The sequence below is a fragment of the Corallococcus sp. CA041A genome (genome assembly GCF_003612075.1).
Lineage (GTDB): Bacteria > Myxococcota > Myxococcia > Myxococcales > Myxococcaceae > Corallococcus > Corallococcus exiguus.
This window is the reverse complement of the sequence record NZ_RAWF01000119.1, coordinates 1-20,854: the sequence shown is the minus strand read 5'-3', so window position 1 is coordinate 20,854 and position 20,854 is coordinate 1. Positions and strand designations below refer to the sequence as shown.

At 70.0% G+C, this 20,854-nt stretch carries 18 protein-coding genes; 9 read left to right on the top strand and 9 right to left on the bottom strand.

Annotation, left to right across the window (positions count from 1 at the left end):
• Positions 1-58 precede the first annotated feature (58 nt).
• Entirely contained in the window at positions 59-1,816 is a 1,758-nt protein-coding gene (locus D7V77_RS21635) for an ATP-binding protein (RefSeq protein ID WP_169827078.1), read from the top strand.
• Positions 1,817-1,822: 6 nt separating this feature from the next.
• Here the strand turns inward: D7V77_RS21635 and D7V77_RS21630 are convergent, their stop codons facing one another.
• The 4 genes from D7V77_RS21630 to D7V77_RS21615 form a co-directional block, all read right to left on the bottom strand.
• Positions 1,823-2,626 carry a L,D-transpeptidase family protein gene (locus tag D7V77_RS21630; RefSeq protein ID WP_120578195.1) on the bottom strand — a complete coding sequence of 268 codons (804 nt, stop codon included), beginning with the start codon at positions 2,624-2,626 and terminating at the stop codon, positions 1,823-1,825.
• 367 nt (positions 2,627-2,993) lie between these two features.
• Positions 2,994-4,946, bottom strand: a complete 1,953-nt coding sequence (locus D7V77_RS21625) for a LysM peptidoglycan-binding domain-containing protein (protein WP_120578184.1) — start codon at positions 4,944-4,946, stop codon at positions 2,994-2,996.
• Positions 4,947-5,071: 125 nt separating this feature from the next.
• On the bottom strand, positions 5,072-6,652 hold the full coding sequence (locus tag D7V77_RS21620; protein WP_120578194.1) for a cytochrome c family protein: 1,581 nt from the start codon (positions 6,650-6,652) through the stop codon (positions 5,072-5,074).
• Between the two features lie 5 nt (positions 6,653-6,657).
• Positions 6,658-7,044, bottom strand: coding sequence for a PleD family two-component system response regulator (locus D7V77_RS21615; protein WP_014398957.1), 387 nt, complete (start codon positions 7,042-7,044; stop codon positions 6,658-6,660).
• 181 nt (positions 7,045-7,225) lie between these two features.
• Here D7V77_RS21615 and D7V77_RS21610 point away from each other — a divergent pair, with 181 nt between their 5' ends.
• The 8 genes from D7V77_RS21610 (at position 7,226) to D7V77_RS21575 (ending at position 16,019) form a co-directional block, all read left to right on the top strand.
• Positions 7,226-8,866 carry a mechanosensitive ion channel family protein gene (locus D7V77_RS21610; protein WP_120578183.1) on the top strand — a complete coding sequence of 547 codons (1,641 nt, stop codon included), beginning with the start codon at positions 7,226-7,228 and terminating at the stop codon, positions 8,864-8,866.
• Between the two features lie 131 nt (positions 8,867-8,997).
• Positions 8,998-9,561: a hypothetical protein gene (locus tag D7V77_RS21605; RefSeq protein ID WP_120578182.1), complete on the top strand. Its 564-nt coding sequence runs from the start codon at positions 8,998-9,000 to the stop codon at positions 9,559-9,561.
• Between the two features lie 10 nt (positions 9,562-9,571).
• On the top strand, positions 9,572-10,387 hold the full coding sequence (locus D7V77_RS21600; RefSeq protein ID WP_120578181.1) for a hypothetical protein: 816 nt from the start codon (positions 9,572-9,574) through the stop codon (positions 10,385-10,387).
• Positions 10,388-10,401: 14 nt separating this feature from the next.
• Positions 10,402-11,013, top strand: coding sequence for a penicillin-binding protein activator LpoB (gene lpoB, locus D7V77_RS21595; protein ID WP_120578180.1), 612 nt, complete (start codon positions 10,402-10,404; stop codon positions 11,011-11,013).
• A gap of 9 nt (positions 11,014-11,022) precedes the next feature.
• Positions 11,023-12,318, top strand: coding sequence for a COG3014 family protein (locus tag D7V77_RS21590; protein WP_233597143.1), 1,296 nt, complete (start codon positions 11,023-11,025; stop codon positions 12,316-12,318).
• Between the two features lie 32 nt (positions 12,319-12,350).
• Positions 12,351-13,109, top strand: coding sequence for a ZIP family metal transporter (locus tag D7V77_RS21585; RefSeq protein ID WP_120578179.1), 759 nt, complete (start codon positions 12,351-12,353; stop codon positions 13,107-13,109).
• 7 nt (positions 13,110-13,116) lie between these two features.
• On the top strand, positions 13,117-13,914 hold the full coding sequence (locus D7V77_RS21580) for a bifunctional 2-polyprenyl-6-hydroxyphenol methylase/3-demethylubiquinol 3-O-methyltransferase UbiG (protein WP_120578178.1): 798 nt from the start codon (positions 13,117-13,119) through the stop codon (positions 13,912-13,914).
• A gap of 380 nt (positions 13,915-14,294) precedes the next feature.
• Positions 14,295-16,019: a sigma-54 dependent transcriptional regulator gene (locus tag D7V77_RS21575; RefSeq protein WP_120578177.1), complete on the top strand. Its 1,725-nt coding sequence runs from the start codon at positions 14,295-14,297 to the stop codon at positions 16,017-16,019.
• A 16-nt stretch (positions 16,020-16,035) separates the two neighbouring features.
• Here D7V77_RS21575 and D7V77_RS21570 read toward each other — a convergent pair whose 3' ends face one another.
• The 5 genes from D7V77_RS21570 to D7V77_RS21550 all read right to left on the bottom strand — a co-directional run bounded on the left by D7V77_RS21570 (position 16,036) and on the right by D7V77_RS21550 (position 20,833).
• On the bottom strand, positions 16,036-16,536 hold the full coding sequence (locus D7V77_RS21570) for a GDYXXLXY domain-containing protein (RefSeq protein WP_120578176.1): 501 nt from the start codon (positions 16,534-16,536) through the stop codon (positions 16,036-16,038).
• Entirely contained in the window at positions 16,533-17,642 is a 1,110-nt protein-coding gene (locus D7V77_RS21565) for a DUF4401 domain-containing protein (RefSeq protein WP_120578175.1), read from the bottom strand. Before D7V77_RS21565 ends, D7V77_RS21570 begins: the two co-directional genes overlap by 4 nt.
• Before the next feature lie 2 nt (positions 17,643-17,644).
• Positions 17,645-18,655, bottom strand: a complete 1,011-nt coding sequence (locus D7V77_RS21560; RefSeq protein WP_120578174.1) for a DUF2157 domain-containing protein — start codon at positions 18,653-18,655, stop codon at positions 17,645-17,647.
• Positions 18,656-18,723: 68 nt separating this feature from the next.
• Positions 18,724-19,863, bottom strand: coding sequence for a hypothetical protein (locus D7V77_RS21555; protein WP_120578173.1), 1,140 nt, complete (start codon positions 19,861-19,863; stop codon positions 18,724-18,726).
• Between the two features lie 91 nt (positions 19,864-19,954).
• On the bottom strand, positions 19,955-20,833 hold the full coding sequence (locus D7V77_RS21550) for an alpha/beta fold hydrolase (RefSeq protein WP_120578192.1): 879 nt from the start codon (positions 20,831-20,833) through the stop codon (positions 19,955-19,957).
• Positions 20,834-20,854: the final 21 nt, after the last annotated feature.

Sequence of the window (20,854 nt, the reverse complement as noted above, 5' to 3'; positions counted from 1 at the left end):
TAGCCTGGGGGTCCTCCCCCCGGATGTCCCTGGGGGGGCCGGCGCCGGAGGGATGTCCGTGACGAAGGTGCGTAAGGTGAACAAGGCGGATCCGCTGGCGGATCTGCCCCGGTGGGCGCAGCAGCTGGCGCGCAAGTACTACACGAAGACGGTCAGCACCTTCCTGCTGTACGGGGCCGTGCGCGACCTGCAGCCGCTGCAGTTGGAGGACGGCGGGCGCGGCTTCGGGACGCTCAAGACGTTCCTGTCGGAGGAGCTGTTCGGCGGGCGCGACCACGTCCTCTTCTACGACCGCTCGTCGGGCATCCGCTCGGCGACGCCGGAGACGCAGAAGGACCTGGCGCGGGCCATGACGGGTTACGACGCCATGTACGGCACGGACTACGCCAAGGTCATGCCGCGCGACCCGGGCCGGGCGCTCCAGATCCTGGAGAACTTCCTGCGCATGCGCCTGAGCGAGGGCCGCTCGATGGCGCTCATCATCGACTACGCGGAGACGCTGGTGCCCGGCGGGGAGATGAGCCACCTGTCCGCGGAGGACCGCTTCGTGGTGGCCACGCTGGACAAGTGGGCGCACGACCCGCAGTTCCTCGCGGGCGACGTGTCCGTGGTGCTGCTGGCGGAGAACCTGTCGGACGTGTCGCCGCGCATCAGCCGCAACCCGTACGTGGCGCCCATCGAGCTGCCGCTGCCCACGGAGGAGGAGCGCCTGGAGTACGTGCGCTCCAAGCTGGAGGGCAAGAAGCTCCAGTCGGTGTCGGAGGTGCCGGTCGCGGGCCTGGCGAAGATGACGGCGGGCCTGTCGCGCATCAACCTGGACCGCGTGCTGACGGAGGCGCTGGAGCGGGAGGTGCGCATCACTCCGGAGCTGCTCAAGGAGAAGAAGAAGGAGCTCATCCAGGCGGAGTGCCACGGCCTGCTGGAGTTCATCGAGCCCGCGCACACGCTGGACGCGGTGGCGGGGCACGCGCCCGCCAAGCAGATGCTGCGGCAGGCGGCGTCCGCGCTGAAGAAGGGCCGCATCGAGGTCATGCCCATGGGCTACCTGGTGAGCGGGCCGGTGGGCACGGGCAAGACGTTCATGGTGAATTGCTTCGCCGGGGAGATTGGCATCCCGGTGGTGAAGTTCCTGAACTTCCGCAGCCAGTGGCAGGGCGTGACGGAATCGAACCTGGAGAAGATCTTCAACCTGCTGAAGGCCCTGTGGCCGGTGGCGGTGATGGTCGACGAGGCGGACACCTTCCTCGGCAACCGCGACTCCGGCGGGGATTCCGGGACGAGCAGCCGCATCTTCGGCTCCATCGCGTCCTTCATGGGCAACACGCAGTACCGCGGCAAGATTGTCTGGTTCCTGCTGACGGCGCGGCCGGACCTGCTGCCCATCGACTTGAAGCGCCAGGGCCGCGCGGAGGAGCACCTCGCGCTCTTCTATCCGCAGACGGATGAAGAGCGGAACGAGCTGTTCCAGGCGATGAGCAAGAAGACCGGCGTGTCGGTGGAGGGCGTGGAGTCCTTCGCCGCGCTCATCCCCGGCGGCGTGCGCGCCTTCAGCGGCGCGGACATCGAGGCGGTGATGGTGCGCTCGAAGTTCCGCGCGCTGGCGGACGGGCGTGACCAGGTGACGAAGGACGACCTGGCCGCGGTGCTGGCGGACTTCGTGCCGCCCAGCTACCCGCTGGAGATTGAGATGCAGAACCTGGTGGCGGTGCAGGAGTGCACCAGCCGGGCGCTGCTGCCGGAGAACTTCCGCAAGCTGGACCGCGACTTCATCAGCAAGCGCGTGCGGGAGCTGAAGATGCTCCTGGAAGAGCAGTAGACGTCGTCAGCCCACGGTGACGGGGACGCCCAGGTGCGGGTCCTGGAGCGTCTCCACCACCGCGATGCGGTCGCCCACGGCGAGCGCGTCATGCAGGACGAGGATGTCCTCGTTCGCGTGACGGATGCAGCCGTGGGACACGTCGCCCCCGAGCAGGGCGGGGGCGCTGGTGCCATGCAGCTCCTCGCCGCTGCGACGGCCATCCGCCCAGGACAGGTCCAGCAGCCGCGCGCCGAACACGTGCCGGTCGTTCCACAGCCGCGCGCCCGCGTTCTCGGTGGCCACCTGATCCAACTTCGCGCGGACGACCTTGAGTCCAGGGTGCGTGGGCGTGGCGGCGGTGCCCACCGCGTTGGGGAAGATGTCCACGAGCTTCCCCTCCGGGTCGAAGAGGAACGTACGGTGCTCGCGCAGCGCGATGACCACGCGCACGGGCTGGCCCGCGTAGAACGAAGAGGGCAGGGCGCGCGACTGTCCCCGTGAGCCCGGAGCCGGAGCGAGCGCCTCCAGGGCCTTCAGCGTGGCGGTGTCGAGCACGCCGCTGGAGCGCAGGCCGGCATGCACCTGGAAGTTGCGGAGCGCACGGGCCGTGTCCGGGCCGTAGCGTCCGTCCGCGCCGCCGTACAGCGCGAACCCCATGTCCATGAGCGCGCCCTGCACCGCGCGAAGCCCGTCTCCCTTCGAGCCTGCGCCCAGCACCGTCACGCCGGACGCCACCTCCGTGAGCTGAGGCGACCCGGCGAAGCGCGGATGCTCCAGTCCGCCTGCCTCCGGAACCGCCGCGCCCGCGAAGTCGACCGGAGGCTCCATGACGCCCAGGCCCCCAGCCGTCACCGCGCGCGTCGCCTCTTCGGCTCGCGCGACGAGGGTTGCCGCCGTTCCTGCCACGATGTCGCGTGCGCGCTTCTCAGGGCCGGACACTCCGTCGGACGGTGGGGCGAGGGAAAGCCCTCGCGGTACCGGACCGGGCCCGCTGAAGCGCGTCAGCGAGTTGCCTCCGGAGACCGTCCTGTCCCCCGGACGTTCGACTCCACGGGGCAGGACGGACAGGGCCGGCGCGGATTCGCTCGCGCCAGGCGTTTCAGAGGGAAGAAGCGGTGACTCTCGAAGCAGTGCGGATGCGAGCATGGCGCCGGGGACTGCAAGGTCCCGGCCGTCGCGCCATGCCCCTGTGCCGCTACGGCGCGCTCAGCGACAGCAGCTTGCCGGTGGGGACCGTGCGGTGGTCCTTGATGTGGTTCCACTTCATGATGTCCTCGACGGACACGTTGTAGCGCTGCGACACCGACCAGAGCGTCTCGCCCTCGGCCAGCGTGTGCACCTTGCCCTTGGGGCCCACGGGCGCCTGGCTCGCCACGGCGGTGGCCACCACGATGGTGCCGCCGCGCTCCTCCACCTTCGCCGGCGCCGCGCCCTTGGACTCCGGCGGCCACACCGCGAGCAGCGTGCCCAGTGACAGCGTGCGGTTGCGCTTGGGCAGGTTGTTCCACTTCTTCAGGTCGTCCACCGACACCTGGAAGCGGTTGGCGATGAGCCACAGGCTGTCGCCCTCCTGCACGCCGTACGTCACGCGCGTCTTGCCATCCACCTTCTCCGTCTTCACCGGACCCGCCGCCACGGGGCCCCGGGGCGTGCCCGCCGGAACCTCGTCCTCCGGCCGCGTCGCCACCACGCCGCTGCGCCGCGCCTGCGCCACCTTCGACGCCAGCGCGCCGCTGATGCCCGCGTCACCGCTGCCACCCCGGCCGCTCGCCGGCACCGGAATCACCAGCTCCGAGCGCACCTTCAGCACCCGCGCGGTCTTCAGCCGGTTCATCTGGAGGATGGCCTCCGGCGCCGTGCCGTACTTCTGGGCAATCTGCGACAGCGTGTCGCCCTTCTTCACCGTGTGCACCCGGAACGTCAGCCGGTCCGCGGGCGACAGCTTCTTGAAGTTCTCCGCGAAGAGCGTCGTGGTGCCGCGCGGCAGCTTCAGGGTGTAGGGCTTCGAGGCCGTCGCCGGAGGCGTGCACCAGCGCTTGAGCTCCGGGTTCAGCTCCTGCACGTCCGCCACGCTCACCCCGGCCGAGCGCGCCACCACGTCCAGGTCGGTCGCGTCCGTGAGCTTCACCTCGTCGTATTCCAGCGTGGACTCGTACTGGAACTCCTCCTCGGAGAAGCCGAACGCGGTGGGGTTCTTCGCCACCAGCGCCGCGGCGATGAGCTTGGGCACGTAGTGCTTCGTCTCCTTCGCCAGCCCGGGCTCCTCCGCCAGCACCCAGAAGTCGTTCGTCCCGTAGCGCGTCACCATCTTGCGCACCCGGTACGAGCCCGTGTTGTAGCCCGCCCACGCCAGGTACCAGTGGCCCAGCTCGCCGTAGAGGTCCTTCAGGTATGCCGCCGCCGCGTGCGTGGCCTTGATGGGGTCACGCCGCTCGTCCACCCAGAAGTCCTGCTTGAGGCCGTACTGCTTGCCCGTGCTGGAGATGAACTGCCACGGCCCGGCCGCGTGCGCCCACGAGTACGCGTTCGCGGAGAAGCCGCTTTCAATCATCGCCAGGTACACCGTGTCCCGGGGCAGGCCCTTCGACTCCAGGATCGGCTGCATCACCGGCAGGTAGCGCGTGGAGCGCGCCATCCACTTGCGGAACCACTTGCGGCCGGGGCCCTGGAAGAACTGGATGTACTCGGCCACCCGCGGCTGCATGTCGACCGGGATGTCGTAGCGGTCCTTCACCTGCGAAATATCGAAGCTCGCCAGGTCGGTGATGCGCGCCAGCGGCGGGGCGGTGTCGTCCTCGCGGAAGGTGGGCTCCTCCAGCGCGTCCAACATTCGCAGCCGCAACGGGTTCGTCAGGCCCAGCCGGCGCAGCGACTGCATCATCTCCGCGTTCGGCTTCGCCTCCGGGTCCAACGTCGCGCCCTCCAGCGCGCGCAGCTCCTCCAACTCGGCGGACTCGTTCTCCACCTCCTCCGTCTCCTCGCCTTCCTCCATGGGAGCAGGGGGCGTGGCCAGGCTGCCGTCCGCCGTCAGCGAGGGGGCCTGCGAGGGGGGCACCGCACGCACGCCGGGCGGCGGCACCGGTGACGGCGCCACGCCCTGCGAGGAGGGAACCGAGGCCAGGGCAAGCAGGAGCAGAGAAAGCGGCATGGGAACGCCAGGCGAGGTCGCCCAGAAGCAGGCGAAGCCCGCAGTATTCGCCAGCTTTCTTGACAGTCAAACAACAAGTCGCCCGGTACGCCCTCGGGAAGCACCCACCGTAGGAGCGAGCGACCCTATTTCGCCGGTGGCTCGCCTGCCTGCCCGCTCTTTCCCGTTCCGCCATGGCCGGGGCCGAGGATGCGAGGCAGGTACGTGGCGAAGTCGAAGTGCGGCGAGTTCTCCGTGTTGTGGCAGGTGACGCACACGGCCTGTCCCGGCTTGCCCACGATGGTCGCGGGGCTCGGCGAGTCCACGTGCTTGGAGCCCGGACCGTGGCAGCTCTCGCAGCCCACGTCCTCGCGGCCCGCTACCTTGTCCAGACGGCACACGCCGCCGGGCTTCTGCCAGCCGGTGACGTGACAGCCCACGCAGTTGAGGTGGTGCTGCTTGCCCACCTCTTCCAGCGTCTCCCACGCGTGGTGGTGCTTCGTGCGCTCCCACACTCCGGTCGCGTCCGGGTGGCAGTCCGCGCACACCGCACTGCCGACGAAGCCCGCCTGGCCCTTCTCCGGAAGAGGGCAGTCCTGGCCGTGCGCCTTCGCCCACGCGAGGTTCAGCTGGCCCACGTCCGCGTCGTACGCCTTCACCAGCGCCTGCGTGTCCGGCGCGCTGGGCAGGTTCGACTCCAGCGGCAGGAAGCGCAGCGCGAAGCCGTTGACGTCCGCGGCCGGCGCGGGCGGCGCGGAGAGGAAGCCCTGCTTGCGCGCCGCGAGCTCGTCGCGCTTGCCCTGCTTCAGCGTCTTCAACTTCGGGTCGATGCCGGGCAGGGCGATCTCCTTGTCCAGGAGCGCGATGCGCTGCTCCAGCGCCGTCACTTCCCGCTCCACGTCCCCCTGCGAGCGCTGCGGCGTGAAGGGCCCCTTCGCCGGCGCGTACGTCAGGTCCACGCGCAAGAGCGAGCGTCCCTTGCTCTGCACCGCCACCACCGGCACGTCGGAGCGCACCAGCCGGTTCTCCTCCGCGGAGAACTCACTGGCGCTGTGCGTGGCGACCACCAGGTTCGCGGCCAGGCCCGGCAACGCGGCGGCGGCCTGCGCGGCCTCCAGCGGCTGGTCCAACAGGCCCACCACGAAGTCAGCGCCCTGCTCGCGCGCCTGCTGGCTCGCCTTCACCAGCGCTTCGCCGGAAGCCGCCGCCACCACGCCCACCTTGCGCGTCCCGGCGTCCAGCACCTTCACGCCGCCCGTCGGAATCTCCGGCAGCCCCAGGCCCTGACGGAAGGCCGCGCCTCGCGTGTCGTCCAGCTCGCCCGTGGCGCGCGCGGCGATGCCCATGGTGCGGAACGCGTCCGCGAGCGCCTTCGCCTTGCGCTCCTCCTGCGGCACCTGATCCGCCTTGAGGTGCGTCTCCCCGAAGAGGCTGTTGCCGCCGTCGATGTACAGCACCGGCTGGCCGCCCTGACGCGCCTGCTGCACCTGGAACGCCGCCCGGCCGATGCCGCCGCGCATGTTCTCGCTGCAGCCGCACGGGCCCAGGTATCCACGCGTGTCGGCGGAGATGAACAGCACGGCGCCCGGAGGCGCGGCGGGAGGAGGGGAGGAGGCTTGCTGCTGCCCGGGAGCACTGCCCGCGCCGCTCTCCGGGGCGCGCGGCTCCTGGCGTCTGCATCCGGTGAGAAGCGCGCTCACGAGCACCGCGAGGACGGCCGCGCGCATCGTCATCACCAGAGGATGCTCTGCACCAGTTCGTCGATCTTCTCGCCCATCGCCTCCAGGCCATTCACCTTGGAGAGCGAGCCATCCGCGCCCACCTGCTCGGCCAGCTTCGACAGCTCGTCGTCCGGCAGGCTGGAGAACAACACGATGGGGATGTCCTGCGTGTTGTACTCGTTCTTCAGCGTGCGGCAGATGTCCGTGCCCTTCGCCTCGGGCATGTGGATGTCCGTGAGGATGAGATCCGGCCGCCAGCTCTGAAGCGTTTTCTCAAACTCCATGAGCGTGGAGGTGGCCACGACCTCATAGCCCCGGGCCTCCAGGACAGCCTTCTCCATGGCGAGGGTGATCTCGCTGTCGTCAATGAGGAGGATTCTTCGCTTCTCTTCGGACACGGCGACCTTCCTTGGGGGTCGGTTCTAGCCCACCACCCAGCGGCGCACCAATGCTTTCCCGTGTTGCGTTCCAGCACGGGTTTTCTGTCCCCGACCCCGGGCTTCCCAGCGGCCGGGCGGGCTCGGAAACACCCACCGTCTTTCCCGGACAACCGACCGCACACGGAGTATGGAGGCGCCCATGAAGCGCCATGCCTCCCGGGTCCTGGTGGCCCTCCTTCTCCTGGGGTGCGTCCTCGGGGGCCTCCCCGTCCTGGCCCTCAACAACGGCCTGGGGCAGGTCCCCCAGGACCTGGACCGCACGTCGCCGCGCGCCACGGCGCAGGGCTTCCTGGACGCGGTGCATCGCGGGGAGTACGCCCGCGCCGCCCACTACCTCTACCTGGACCACCTGCCAGTTGACGAGCAGCGCGCGCAGGGCGCCCAGCTGTCGCGGAAGCTGAAGTTCGTCCTGGACCGCGAGCTGTCGGTGGACACGTCCGCCCTGCCGAAGACGCCGGAGGGCGAGCCCCCCAATTCACGCTTCGCATCGCTGGGGGCCATCCCGCTCAAGGGCGAGAGCGTGCCCATCCGGCTGCAGCGCTTCACCGTGGATGGCACGCCCATCTGGGTGGTGGCGGAGTCCACCGTGAAGATGGTGGACCCGCTCTTCGAGGAGTACGGCCCGCTGCTCACCGAAACGCTCCCTGCCGTCTTCTTCGACCGCACGGTGCTGGGGCTGGAGCCGTGGCAGTGGCTGGGGCTCGTGGCGACGCTCCTGAGCGCGTGGATCCTCTCCTATCTCCTGGAGAAGCTCCTGCTGGCCGCCGCGCTGCGGGTGGCGCGCTGGACGCGCATCTCCTGGGACGACCAGATTGTCAGCGCGGGCCGGGGGCCTCTGCGGCTGCCCTTCTTCGCCATCCTCCTGGCGCTGGGCACCTCGTTCCTGCTCCTGCCTCCCAAGCTGAAGCTGCTGAGCGACCGGGTGGCCTACTCGCTCACCATCGTCGCGGTGGCGTGGTTCATCCTGCGCTTCCTCCGCGTGTCGGAGGCCTACGTCCAGAGCCGCGTCACCTCCGAGTCCAGCGTCCACCCCCGCGCGCGCTCGCTGCGCACGCAGCTGGCCGTGCTGCGCGCCGTCTTCGAGGTGGCCACCTACGTCATCGCCGCCGCGCTGCTGCTCATGCAGTTCGAGGTGGTGCGCAACGTGGGCGTGTCGCTGCTGGCCTCCGCCGGTATCGCCGGCCTCGCCATCGGTCTCGCCGCGCAGAAGTCGCTGTCCTCGCTGCTCGCCGGCATCCAGCTGTCCATCACCCAGCCCGTCAGCATTGGCGACAACGTGCTGGTGGAGGGCGAGTTCGGCACGGTGGAGGAGATCACCCTCACGTACGTCGTGCTGCGCATCTGGGACCAGCGGCGCATGGTCATCCCCATCAACCAGTTCCTGGACAAGCCGTTCCAGAACTGGAGCAAGGGGAGCCCGGAGATCATGGGCACCGTCATCCTCCAGGTGGACTACATGGCGGACATCGACGCGCTGCGCGCGGAGCTGGACCGCATCCTCGCCAACGAGGGCAAGGCCCTGTGGGATGGCCGGGTGAAGACGCTGGTCGTCTTCGACGTGATGGACAAGACCCTCACCGTGCGCGCCCTGGTGAGCGCGGCCAACTCCAGCAAGCTGGGCGACCTGCGCTTCCTCGTGCGCGAGCGGCTGGTCGTCTTCCTGCGCTCGAAGCCCCACTGGCTGCCCATGGTGCGTAGCGAATCCCGCCCCGCGCAGCCCCCGCCCTCCCGGGATGACCAGGAGGAGGCCACCCAGGGCGCTCCGGAGCCCCGGTCCTGAAGAAGAGCGCCTGTGAGAGCCCCAGGGAAAACGGGCACTTGCACGGACGCTCGCCGCGCGATGAATATGTCGACCCACGCGGCGTAAGACGCCCGTAAGAGCATTCGCACCCAAGCTGGGGAGTCCAACAGATGAAGCGTCCTGTCACCTTGTGCGGAGCCCTGGCGCTCCTGGCCGTCGCCGCGCCGCTCACCGCGAGCGCCCAGGAGCGGGGCCGCACCGACGGGCCTGAAGAGTCGGAGTACGGCACGGGAGGCTACGGCGACAACCGCCGGGGCGTGTCGCTCCAGTTCGACTGGGGCGCGGCCATCAACTCCGGTGAGAACCCCCCGGGCGCGCCGGAAGGTCCGCCGCTGTTCGTGGGCGCCACCGTGTCCCTCTGGGGCGATGACTGGTACCGCCTGGACGTCAGCGGCGGCTACGTCTTCGACGGCGGGCGCTTCATCGGCAACGTGGGCCCCACCTTCCGCAGCTGGGGCTGGCCGGTGTCCTTCACCCTCGGCCTCAAGGCGGGCGCCATCGTCATCCCGGAGGGCGAGGGCCTGCGCTTCGCCATCTCGCCGCAGGTGGGCGCGGAGATCTTCCTGGACCGCCGCGACCGCGTGCTCATGGGACTGCACTACTCGCCGGACATCCCCATCGGGGGAGGAGGAGTCACGAACCGGTTGTTCATGAACGTCGGATACCGGTTCTGACGCAAACGCCATGATCGCTCAACTGCTCGCCGCCGCTGTCGCGTTGACCACGGCCCAGGCGCCTCGCGCCGCCTCGCCGTCCGTGGCACTGCCGTTCCCGTCGGGGGACGTGCAGACCTACAACATCATCCAGTGGGACCCGAACCAGCTGCCGCGCATCTATGAGCGGTCGGACCAGCTCCCGCTCACCGATGAGGAGCTGACCAAGCTGTCGCAGGCCGGCTTCGAGCCCGCGCAGCTGGTGAAGATGATTGAAGAGCGCCGCTGCGCCTGTGACGCGAGCGCGGACGGCCTCATCCGCCTGAAGAAGGCGGGCGTGGACAAGACGGTGCTGGCGGCGGTGTCGCGCCACGGCCTGGCTCCCAACCGGCAGCTGGACATCCTGGTGACGCTGGACTTCACCGGGGAGAGCCGCACCGCGCGCGAGGCGTTCCTCTACTTCTTCGTGGACGACGGGGACATCACCCGCGTGTTCTCCGCGAACCTCCCGGAGCTGCTGCAGCGCCGCAACAGCCACGAGACCATGGTGGACCGCAGCGACATCATGGTGGCGCGCACCGTGCGCCGCATCCAGCTCGCGGGCCACGTGCCGCTCAAGACGTACGGCGCGCACCGAGTGATGGTGGCCGCCAGCGCCAGCCCCACGCTCACGCACCCCTCTCAGCTCACCCCGCAGGAGCGCGCGAAGGCGCAGACGTACACCTTCGACTATCCGCGCGCGTCCTTGCAGAGCCTCTGCCGCCTGACGGCCGGCTACCGCCGCGACGCGGTGCTTGCCTACAAGTGGAACTTCGAAGGCAGCCGCTTCGAATGCGAATGGAACTAGGAGTCGACCCGACCATGAACACCCGCCGCCTGTTGCTGTCCGCCCTCGTCGCCGTGTCGCTCGCCGGCTGTGGAGGCTCCCGCGCCTTCACGCGCGGCACCTACGAGGACCCCAACACCATCGAGATGCTGGGCGACCGCTTCAACGAGAACGACCTGCAGCTCATCGCGAAGAAGATGGCCGAGTCGCTCGCCAACGCCCCGCGCTTCGCTCAAGCCCCGCCGCAGGGCGCGGCCCTGCCCATCGTCCTCGTGGGCAAGCTGCGCAACAGCACCAGTGAGCACATCGACATGCGCTCGCTGGGGGACAAGATCCAGACGGCGCTCGCGCAGACGGGCCGCTTCGCGCTGGTGGACCAGCAGGCTCGCCAGGACATCGCGGAGGAGTACGAGTACCAGCAGTCCGGCTACGTGAACCCGAACGCCGCCAAGGCCCCGGGCCAGCAGGCGTCGGTGGACTTCCTGATGACGGGCGACCTCGCCTCCATCATCCAGGAGGTCGGCCGCGACAAGCTCGTCTATTACAAGATGACGGCGAAGCTGAACGACGTGCGCACCGGCACCATCGCGTGGACGGACGAGAAGCAGATCCGCAAGAAGTTCGAGAAGCAGGGCGTGAGCTGGTAGCCGTCCGCCGTGGCCAACCTCCCCGACATCGCATCCCAGGCCCCGCGCGTCCCCGCCGCTTCCCCGGCGGGGGGGCGTTGGGGCCTGTTGTTCATCGTGGCCATGAGCGCCCTGAGCGTCCTGGGCACGGGCTGCGCCAGCGACTACGTGGCGCGCACGGCCTCCGCGCGCTCCGCGTACCAGTCCTCTGACTATCAGCGCGCCCTGAGTGAGCTGGACGGCGAGCAGAAGGAGGCCCCCGAGCGCGACCAGCTCCTGTTGCTGTTGGACAAGGGCATGGTGCTGCACGCGGCCGGGCAGTGGGAGGAGAGCACGAAGGTGCTGGCCCAGGCGGATGACCTCATGTCGCAGCTGGACATCACCTCCGTGAGCGAAGAGGCCGGGGTGCTGCTCAGCAATGAGCGGCGCCGCGCCTACCGCGGGGAGGACTTCGAGAAGCTGATGATCTCCGTCCTCCAGGCGCTCAACTACGCGGAGCTGAACCGCGACGAGGACGCGCTCGTGGAGGTCCGCCGGGTCAACGAGCGCATCGAGAAGATGATCACCGAGGAGAAGAAGCCGTACGAGCAGCTCGCCATCGCGCGCTACCTGGGCGGCGTGCTGTACGAGGACCAGCGCGAATGGGACTCGGCCTTCATCGACTACATGAAGGCGTATGAGCTGGAGCCCCGGCTGGGCGGGCTGGTGGAGCCCCTGTTGCGGCTGGCGAAGAAGACGGGCCGTGACGACGCCTACGAGACGCTCTCCCAGAAGTTCCCGAACGTGGCGCACGGCGCGGTGGGCCCCGGTGAAGGGCAGCTCGTCGTGGTGGTGGAGGCGGGCCTGTCGCCGCAGAAGGAGCGGGCATCGCGCGACTACGGCGACTCCGGGGACCTGATTGAAGTGCCCGTGTACCAGGACCGCGGCGGCACACCGCCAGTGCGCGTATCGGTGGAGAACCAGGCGGAGCAGGCAGTGACGGTGACGTCGCTGTCGCGCGTGGCCCAGGTGCACCTGAACGACCGCATTGGCCGCATGCTGGCGAAGCAGCTCGCGGGCGCGGTGGCGAAGGCGGGCGTGGCCGCGGGCGTGGGCGCGCTCACGAAGAGCAAGGAGCTGGGCGTGCTCACCTTCCTGGTCCTCAACGCGGGCAACCAGGCGGACCTGCGCTCCTGGCTTTCACTGCCGGCGGAGTTCCAGGTGGCGCGCTTCCGGCTTCCTCCGGGAAAGCACACCGTCCAGGTGGATGCACCGGGCCGGCCCACCACTCACCTGGTGGAGGTGAAGCCGGGACGGGTGGAGGTGCTGGTGGTGCGAAGCTACTGACGGCGTCGTTTTGGGAGTAGGGTGCGCGCCCCATGTCGCCGGTCGTAGCCGAAGTCCTCCTGTACTCCTTCATCGTCGTGGCGAGCGCGCTGGCCGGGGCGGGCGTGGTCATCTTCAATGACCGCTCCACGCGGCTCGTGACGTTCCTGGCCTTCGCGGCGGGCGTGATGTTCGGCGCGGCCTTCTTCCACATGCTCCCGGAGGCGTACGAGGGCGGCGGCTGGTGGGCCTTCGCGCTCGTGCCCATGGGCTTCCTCTTCGTGCTGGTGCTGGAGCGCTACCTCGTGGCCCACGCCTGCGAGGAGCCGCCAGACTGCGCGGAGCACGTGCACGGCCACGCGCTGGGCCTCAGCGCGTTCCTGGGCCTGTCCACGCACACGCTCTTCGACGGCATCGCGCTGGGCTCCTCGGTGAAGGAGGGCGTGGGCGCCATGGCGCTGCTGGCCATCACCGCGCACAAGATTCCCTCGTCGCTGTCGCTCGCGTCCATCCTCCAGGCGGAGGGCAAGAAGCGCGGCACCATCCTGGCGTACACCGCGCTGTATGGCCTGATGGTGCCGGTGGGCGCGGTGCTCTACTTCGGCTTCGACGCGGTGCTGAGCTTCCAGTCGCTGGCGCCCAAGGCCCTGGCCTTCTCCGCCGGCACCTTCCTCTACATCGCCGTGTCGGACCTGCTGCCGCACGTGAACAAGCACGGCAGGGACAAGCCCGGGCGCAACCTGGTGGCATTGGCAGCCGGGTTGCTGGTGATGTTCGTGCTCGCGCGCGTCCTGGGACACACGGAGCACTGACGGCACCATGGAACGACGCAAGGACTGGTACGAGCACCCGGAGTACTACGAGGCCATCTTCGGCACGGACACCGTGCGCGAGGCGGACTTCCTCCAGGAGTTGAGCCGGCGCTTCGGCACGGGAGGCAACCAGTGGCTGGAGCCCGCGTGCGGCGCGGGCCGGCTGGTGGAGGAGGCCGCGAGCCGGGGCCTGAAGGTCGCGGGCTATGACTTGTCGGAGGCCATGCTCGCGCACGCGCGCAAGCGCCTGTCCCCCACGGAGCGCCGCCGCGTGAAGCTGTCCCAGGCGCGCATGGAGGACTTCTTCGACCCGGCGCTGGAAGGCCGCGTGGACCTGGCCCACACGCTGGTCTCCACCTTCCGCTACCTGGACAGCGAGAAGGCCGCGGTGGAGCACCTCACCGGCACCCGCCGCCTGCTCAAGCCGGACGGCATCTACGTGCTGGGCTTCCACCTCACGGACTACGCGCGCTCCGGCCCTGAGCACGAGCGCTGGGTGGGGCAGGTGGGCGCGGACAAGGTCGTGTGCAACACGCACGAGGGCCTGCCGGAGCAGCGCCTGCGCCGCTCGCCCATGCGCAACCGCCTGCGCGTCACCGGCCCGGACAAGGACTGGCTCATCGAGACGACGTGGTTCTTCCGCACGTACGACGAGGCCCAGGTGAAGCGCCTGTTCCGCAAGTCCGGCCTGCGCGTCGCGGCCACGTTCGACTTCGACTACGACCTGGACTCGCCCGTGGGCCGCGGCAGCCCGCGCCTGGACCGCGTCTTCGTGCTGAAGCGGGACACGTCCTCCAAGGCCTGACTGGTATGGAATGACCCGGCTGCCCGCCCGTTCAGAAGGCGCGGTCCGTCAGGCATTGGGGCTCAAACGTCAGGGTTTGCGTCCTGTCCGGACGCGCTCGCGTTCCAGCGGGACGCAGGTTGAGCGGGATGTTCATCGTGACCCCGCGAAATCATTGGACTCACCCTGTTGGCACGGCATCCGCAATGCGTCCCGCCCATACGCCGGCAACGGCGTGTACCGCATCCAGATGCACCCGGAGCGCGGAAGGAGGGGCCGCTCCTTCCGCGCTCTCCATCTGAATCCGCACCTCCCCGTCATCTCCGATAGAGTCCGCGTCTGCTTTTTGGACGGCTTCGCCGGTCGGCGGTGGCGCGGCTTCCGCACGGGAGGCGATGGGGATGCAAGACGAGTTGGCGCAGCTCATGGCTGCGCTCAGGGATTCCAGGGACTTTGAAACGGCGGCGGCGGCGACGTTGCGCCGGATGCTGGCCGTGGCGGACGCCGCGGTGGCGGCCAGCCGCTACGCGGGCCGGGCCCGGGTCCTGCGCGGCATCGTTCACCTGCGTCCTGGCGAAGCGTACCGCCGGCTGGCGGCGCTGGACGTAGGCGCGCGCGAAGTGACGGACGCGGGCGTCGAGATGCCCTTCTTCACCTCCGCCACGGCCTGGCGCGCGGTGGTGGAGCACCGGTGCGCGGTGTCCATCGACGTGAACATCGGCACGGTGCAGCCGCACGCGCCGGATGCTCCGGTGACGGGCGACCCGGGCCTCGCGGGCTTCCACAGCAACGAGAGCAAGCAGCGCTTCCTGGGGCGCCACGCGACGCACGTGTGCGTGCTGCCCCTGCGCACGCCCGCGGGCATGGAGGGCATGATTTCGCTAGAGGCGGACTGCCTGGCCGCCATGGGGCAGGAGTTCGTCTGGCGCGACGCCGGAGACCTGCTCCAGCTGCTCACGGACATCGCCGCGCCGTACCTCACCGCGCTGCCGCAGCGGCCGGTGGCCACGCCGGAGGTGGACGAGTTCCTCCCCGTGGTGGGCCGCTCCATGGCGGAGCTCCTGCCCATCCTCCGGACCTTCGCGCTCCAGGACGAGACCATCCTCGTGAGCGGGGCCACGGGTGCGGGCAAGTCGCGCCTGGCGCGCTGGTGCCATGAGCGCTCCGGCCGCCGGGGCAAGCCCTTCGAGACGCTGGACCTGGTGACGGTGCCGGAGGACCTCCAGATGGCGGAACTCTTCGGCTGGAAGAAGGGCGCCTTCACCGGCGCGGTGCGCGACGCGCCGGGCGTGGTGGCCCGCTCGGACGGCGGCACGCTGTTCATCGACGAAATCGACAAGCTGTCGCTGAAGGCGCAGGCGGGCCTGCTGCACCTGCTGGAGTCGCGCAGCTACCGGCCGCTGGGCGAGGGCACCGGCGAGAAGCTCGCGGACGTGCGCTTCATCATCGGCACCAACGCGGACCTGCACGCGCAGGTGCGCGCCGGCCGCTTCCGCGAGGACCTGTACTACCGCGTGAACGTGCTGCCGGTGCGCATGCCGCCCCTGCAGGACCGCCAGGACGAGATTCCCCTCTGGGCGCGGTACATGGTGAACCGCCGTCACCGCGAGCGGATGCCGGAGGGTTCCGCGCGGCTGGCGCAGGAGGCGGAGGTGCTGCTGACCACCAGCTCGTGGCCGGGCAACCTGCGGCAGCTCGACAACATCGTGCGGCGTGCGTACACGCTGGCGATGGTGGAGCACGCGGCCGGCACGGGCGACCTGGTGCTCCACGAGAAGCACGTGGCGCGCGCGCTGGACTACGAGCAGTCCCCCAGCAGCGGCCGTCCGCTGCCGGAAGCGCTGCGGGCCGCGGCGCAGGCCTTCGTCGGTGAGGCGCGCAGGCGCAGCACGCCGCTGGACCTGGACTACGCGGACGGCTTCCGCGGGCTGGTGCTGGGCACGGCCATCCGCCAGATGGGCCGCGACGAGGCCTTCCGGATGCTGGGCCGCGAAAGCCTGGTGAAGAACCGCAACCACCACAAGGCGCTCAAGCGCGAGCTGGAGAAGGTGGACGGCCTCTACAAGGCGCTGGGCGAGGGGGGCTCCCCGTTCTCCGACCTGCTGGAGAACGAGGACGCGGACTGACGCCAGGGGCGCGCCTTCAGTGGATGGCGCTGCCCAGCGGCTGGTAGTTCTCGTCGCGCAGGCCCACGAGCACGCTGGTGCCGTTGTCCGTCACCCGCAGCTCGCCGTAGCGCGCCTTCGCGTAGCGCTCCGCGTGGCCCTCCTGGAAGAAGAAGGCCTCCGCGCCCAGGCGCATCTGGGAGTTGCGGATGCGGAAGCGCAGGCGCACCTCGCCGGGCGCGAGCGAGGTGCCCGCCTGCGTCTCGTAGCGCACGAACTCGCCCACGTCGTGCTCGTCCAGGCGCAGCACCACGTTGCCGTCCTCCTGGGGCTGCTCGCGGCCCTCGCGCCAGCCCTGGTTGATGGCGTAGTCGAGCACCATGTAGTCGCCCTGGATGAGCGAGCGCGGGTCCACCGGAGCCAGCCGCAGCAGCACGGGCTGCCCCCGCGCGAGCACGGTCTCCTTCTGCACGACGAGGAAGGCGAGCGCGACGAACACGAGCGCGAGCCCACCGAAGATGACGGCGCCGCGTTTCATCGGGCCTCCGTGAGGACGGCGGGCTGCCGCCGCAGGAAGAACTGCCGCACGCCCAGCAGCACCAGGCCGCTGCCCTTGAGCGCGAGCGCCTTGGCCAGCAGCGTGATGTGCAGGTCGTAGTAGTAGTACGCGCCGAACGTCAGCAGGAACGCCACCGCCAGCCCCAGCATCACGCGGCTGCGGCGGTGGAAGCCGAGCGTCAGCATCTGCACCGCCACCAGCACGCCCGGCGTGTTCAGCGTCATCACCGTGAGCAGCACGAGCGCGCCGGCCGCGGGAATCCAGACGCGCTGCTCCTGGGCCAGCCCCAGCTCGCGCAGCACCTGCCACCCCGTCCACGCCAGGAGGAGCGCCAGCGCGATGGAGAGGTACGCGCTCGGCACGAACCCACTCTCGAAGCGGAAGACGTAGTGGAAGCCCTCCTGCGAGTTCTCGAAGCTGCGGAACAGCAGCCACCCGGGCACGGCGCACGCGAGCGCGAAGGCGATGGGCCCCACGCGAGCGCCCAGCTTCCCGCGCCGCAGCACCGGTTCGAAGAGCAGGGTGCCGGAGAGCGCGGCGGCGCCCATGAGCATCCACACGTCCACGCCCGAGCCCCCCACTGCATCGAGCGCGAACACGCCCACGGACACGCAGAGGCCCACCGTCGCCAGGAAGTAGAGGATGAGGTCCGGGTACACGGCGAGCAGCGCGACAGACGCCACCGCCCCCGCGAACGCGATGGTGAGGGTGCCCTGGTCCAGCTGCGCCAGCCCCACGAGGAACGCGCCCACGCCCGCCATGCACAGGGCCAGGGCGAGCTGCTCCAGGAAGGGGCCCTGGGCGGTCCGGCGCAGCAGCACCGCCGCCACCGTGATCAGGAGGCCCATGCCGGTGAGCGCCACCTCCTCCTTCCAGAGGCCCACGCAGGCGAAGAAGCTGAGCATGAAGGCGGCGGCCAGCCACGCGCCACCGCCGGCCAGCGCCTTCACGAACCAGGGTGAGGCACCCAGCGTCTTCTGGCGGATCTCCAGGGCGGTGCGGGCTCGCGCGTCCACCCCCGCGTCCACGTGGCCCTCGCTCTTGAGCCCCGCCAGCACGTCTTGAATCGTCGGTCGCAGGGCCATGATCAGGTCTCCTCCGAAACGCCGGTGGCCTGCGACTCGTGGCGCAGCCAGTACACCGCCAGGCCCACCTCGCCGATGATCACCAGGGGCAGGATGAAGAGGGTGAACTCGTCGGCGCGTGTCACCTCCAGGAGGAAGTAGCCCACCGCCGTCGTGACGAGCGTGATGAGGCTCAGCGCGCCCATGGTGAGCAGGAACAGCTCTCCGTGCAGGTGCCGGTGCAGGGCGTAGATGGCGACCAGCGCTCCCAGCACCAGCGGCAGGGACAAGCCGGCCTCGAGCGACCGGTCGTGCCTGCTCACGATGAACAGGATGCCCAGGGTCACCAGCGGCAGCAGCGTCATGATGGACAGCACGCGAGGCATCCACCGCCCCTGGAGCCAGGAGACCTTCTGGTTGGCGAAGTGCTCGTAGGTCGCCCAGGCGAACCCGTTGAGCAGCCCCAGCACCAGCGCGAGTCTTGCCTCGTAGGAGCCGAAGCGCGTCATGCGCTGGCCCCAGAAGAGGATGACGCCCGTGTTGACCAGCACGAGCTGGAGCATCCACAGCGGCGTGAAGCGCGCCAGCGCCACCCACGGCAGGATGAGCAGGCCCCAGCCGATGAACAGCTCATACGGATCCGCGCCCGTCTGGTAGGTCTGCCCGTACACGGCGAGCAGCGGGCCCACCAGCACCGCGGCCGCGAGCAGCGCGAACTGGCCCGCCGGCCGGTCGCCCAGGCGCCAGGCGCCCACCGCCGCCCCGGCCATGCCCAGGCAGATGAGGCCCAGCTTCGAGAAGCGCCCCAGCTCCGCCCAGTTGAAGGCGAAGAAGTACACCACGCCCGCCAGCACCAGCAGCGAGCCCAGGGCCATCAACGTCGTGGACAGGAACGCACGCCACGCGGGCCGCGACGGCGAGGCGACCGCCAGGTGCAGCGCGCGCCCGTACGCGTCCGGTCTCAGGATTCCGGCGTCCACCAGCGCGTGCAGCCGCTCCGGCGTCGCCTCAAGGTCGAGGAAGTCTTTCGGCACGGCCGGGGACTGTACTGCCTGACGTGAGGGCCGGGGAATGTCCCGGCCCTCCGCGCCCGGAAAGGCACCTACGGGGTGACGTCGGTGATCTTGTACGTGAAGGTTTTCGGGACCTCCCACTTCCAGATGCCGCCGTCCCAGGCTCTCTCGAGCGCGAGGAAGTACCGACCAGTGGTGGGCGCGGTGAAGGTGGCGCCCTTGTCGTCGCTGACCAGCTTCGGCCACCGCTGCGTGTCCTGCGCGTTCACCACCGTGGTCCCGGCATGGAAGGGGGGAGCGCCCTGCGCGCTGACCGTCAGCAACTGGTAGGCATGGCCCTCCATCAGGTCCACGGCCAGCACGTCCACGTCCGAGCTGTAGTTGAAATGGACGCTCAGCTGGGCGGGGACCGTCACGACGGTGGCCTCGGACGGGATGTCCCCGTGGTCATCCACGCCCACGTCCTGGACGGTGCACGTGTAGGGCACGGAGTGGGCCCCGTAGTCCCCGCTCGCGCGGACGCGCAGGTCGATGGCGCCACCCCCCGTGCTCTTCACGGCCAGGAAGCGGATGCCCAGGCTCTGGAACCACGCCGCGCGGTCCGCGCTCAGGGAGGTCCCCTCCGGGAGGATCAGCTCGAAGGCCGGCGCGACGCTGTCCGTTGGCCCCGTGCACCCCGCCGCCAGGGTGTGGTTGGCGGGAATACCGAGCCGCCATTGGTCCACGTCTTCGGCATGCTCCAGGAACCCGTTGAACGCCCCCTGCTTGTCGGTGACGGGCTGGACGACCGCCTGGTCCCAGGTGTCACCCGCGTCATCCCGGGTCTCCCGGAGCTCGTAGGTGAAGGCACCCGCGGACGGCTCCTCCGAACCGGACTGGATGTCCAGCACCACGTCCCCGGCGGTGGCCTGCTTCCAGAAGAAGGTGAGGTGCTGCACCGTCCCGGAGGACCAGGGCGCCCCGATGGGCTCCATCGTCGCCCCGTCGCGCAGCTGCGCCTTGCAGCCCAGCATGCCGAGGGGCGTGCAGTCGAACCGGTAGAGGCGGTCGGCCCGGAGGGTGAACCGCAGCTGGCCCGGCTCCGTCTTGCTGACGGTCCCTTCGCCCTGGAAGACCTGCGGTTCCTCCGTGGGCGACGCATCCCCGTATTGCTTGCTGCTGCACGCCCCCAGCGCCAACACCCCGCCCAGCAGCGCCACGCGCTTGAAAGACTTCCATTCCCGATTCATGTGGATGCCCCTCTTCCCCCAAAGCGCTCGCGCGGCCCGAGCGGCTGGCGCTCAGTATCGCACGCCAGGCCGCCGCGCTGGCGGGTGATTGTCATTCATTGCCGAGGAAGGCCTTCAGCTCGGGGAGCACGCGCTCGGGATGCTCCAGCTGCGGACTGTGTCCGCAGGCCACGCGCACCACCCGGGCCTGGGGAAGCCCGCGCGCGGCCTCATCCGCCAGTGTGACGGGCAGCGTCTCATCTCGCTCGCCCCAGATGAGCAGCACGGGGACCTTCACTTCGCCCAGCCGCTCGCGGCGGTGGAACAGCGGACCCGTCAGCGGCACCAGCGCGTTGAAGGCCTGCGCGGCTTCGGGCCTCCCGCCGGGCACGCTCAACAGCTCGTAGCCCAGCTGACCCAGCTTCTCTCCCAGCGGCGTGGGAGGTGGCGGCAGCATCCGGGCCATCGCCCAGGGGCCCAGGTTGCGCGCCAGCCGCTCCGGCCCCGCGCGGAAGAACAGGCGCGAGGCGCGAGGCATCTCAGGACCCAGCCCCATCGCGTCCACCAGCACCAGCCGCTCCACCGGCACCGTGCCGCGCAGCGTGAGCTCCAGCGCCACCAGTCCGCCCAGCGAGTGGCCGACCACCGACACCGGCCCCGGCGCCACCATTCCCAGCGCCTCCTCCACGGGCGCCGTGAAGAAGCGCACCGCGTCCTCCGCGGTCTTCACGTGCACGTCCGCCGGGGTGGACTGACCGAAACCGGGCAGGTCCAGGGCCAGCACCCGGTGGTGCCGGGCCAGCACCGTCAGGTACGGGAACCAGTGGGTCGCCGCGTTCCCACGTCCGTGGAGGAAGACGACCGTGGAGCGGGCGCCCTCGGGAGGCCCTCCTTCGAGGATCCGCACCGCGCCACCCCCGGGTAGCCAGTGCACCTGGGGCACCACGGCCGGGGCCAATTGGGCCAGGAGCCCCGTCTCCACCGGGCCCACGGGGGGCGTGGCGCCCGGGGC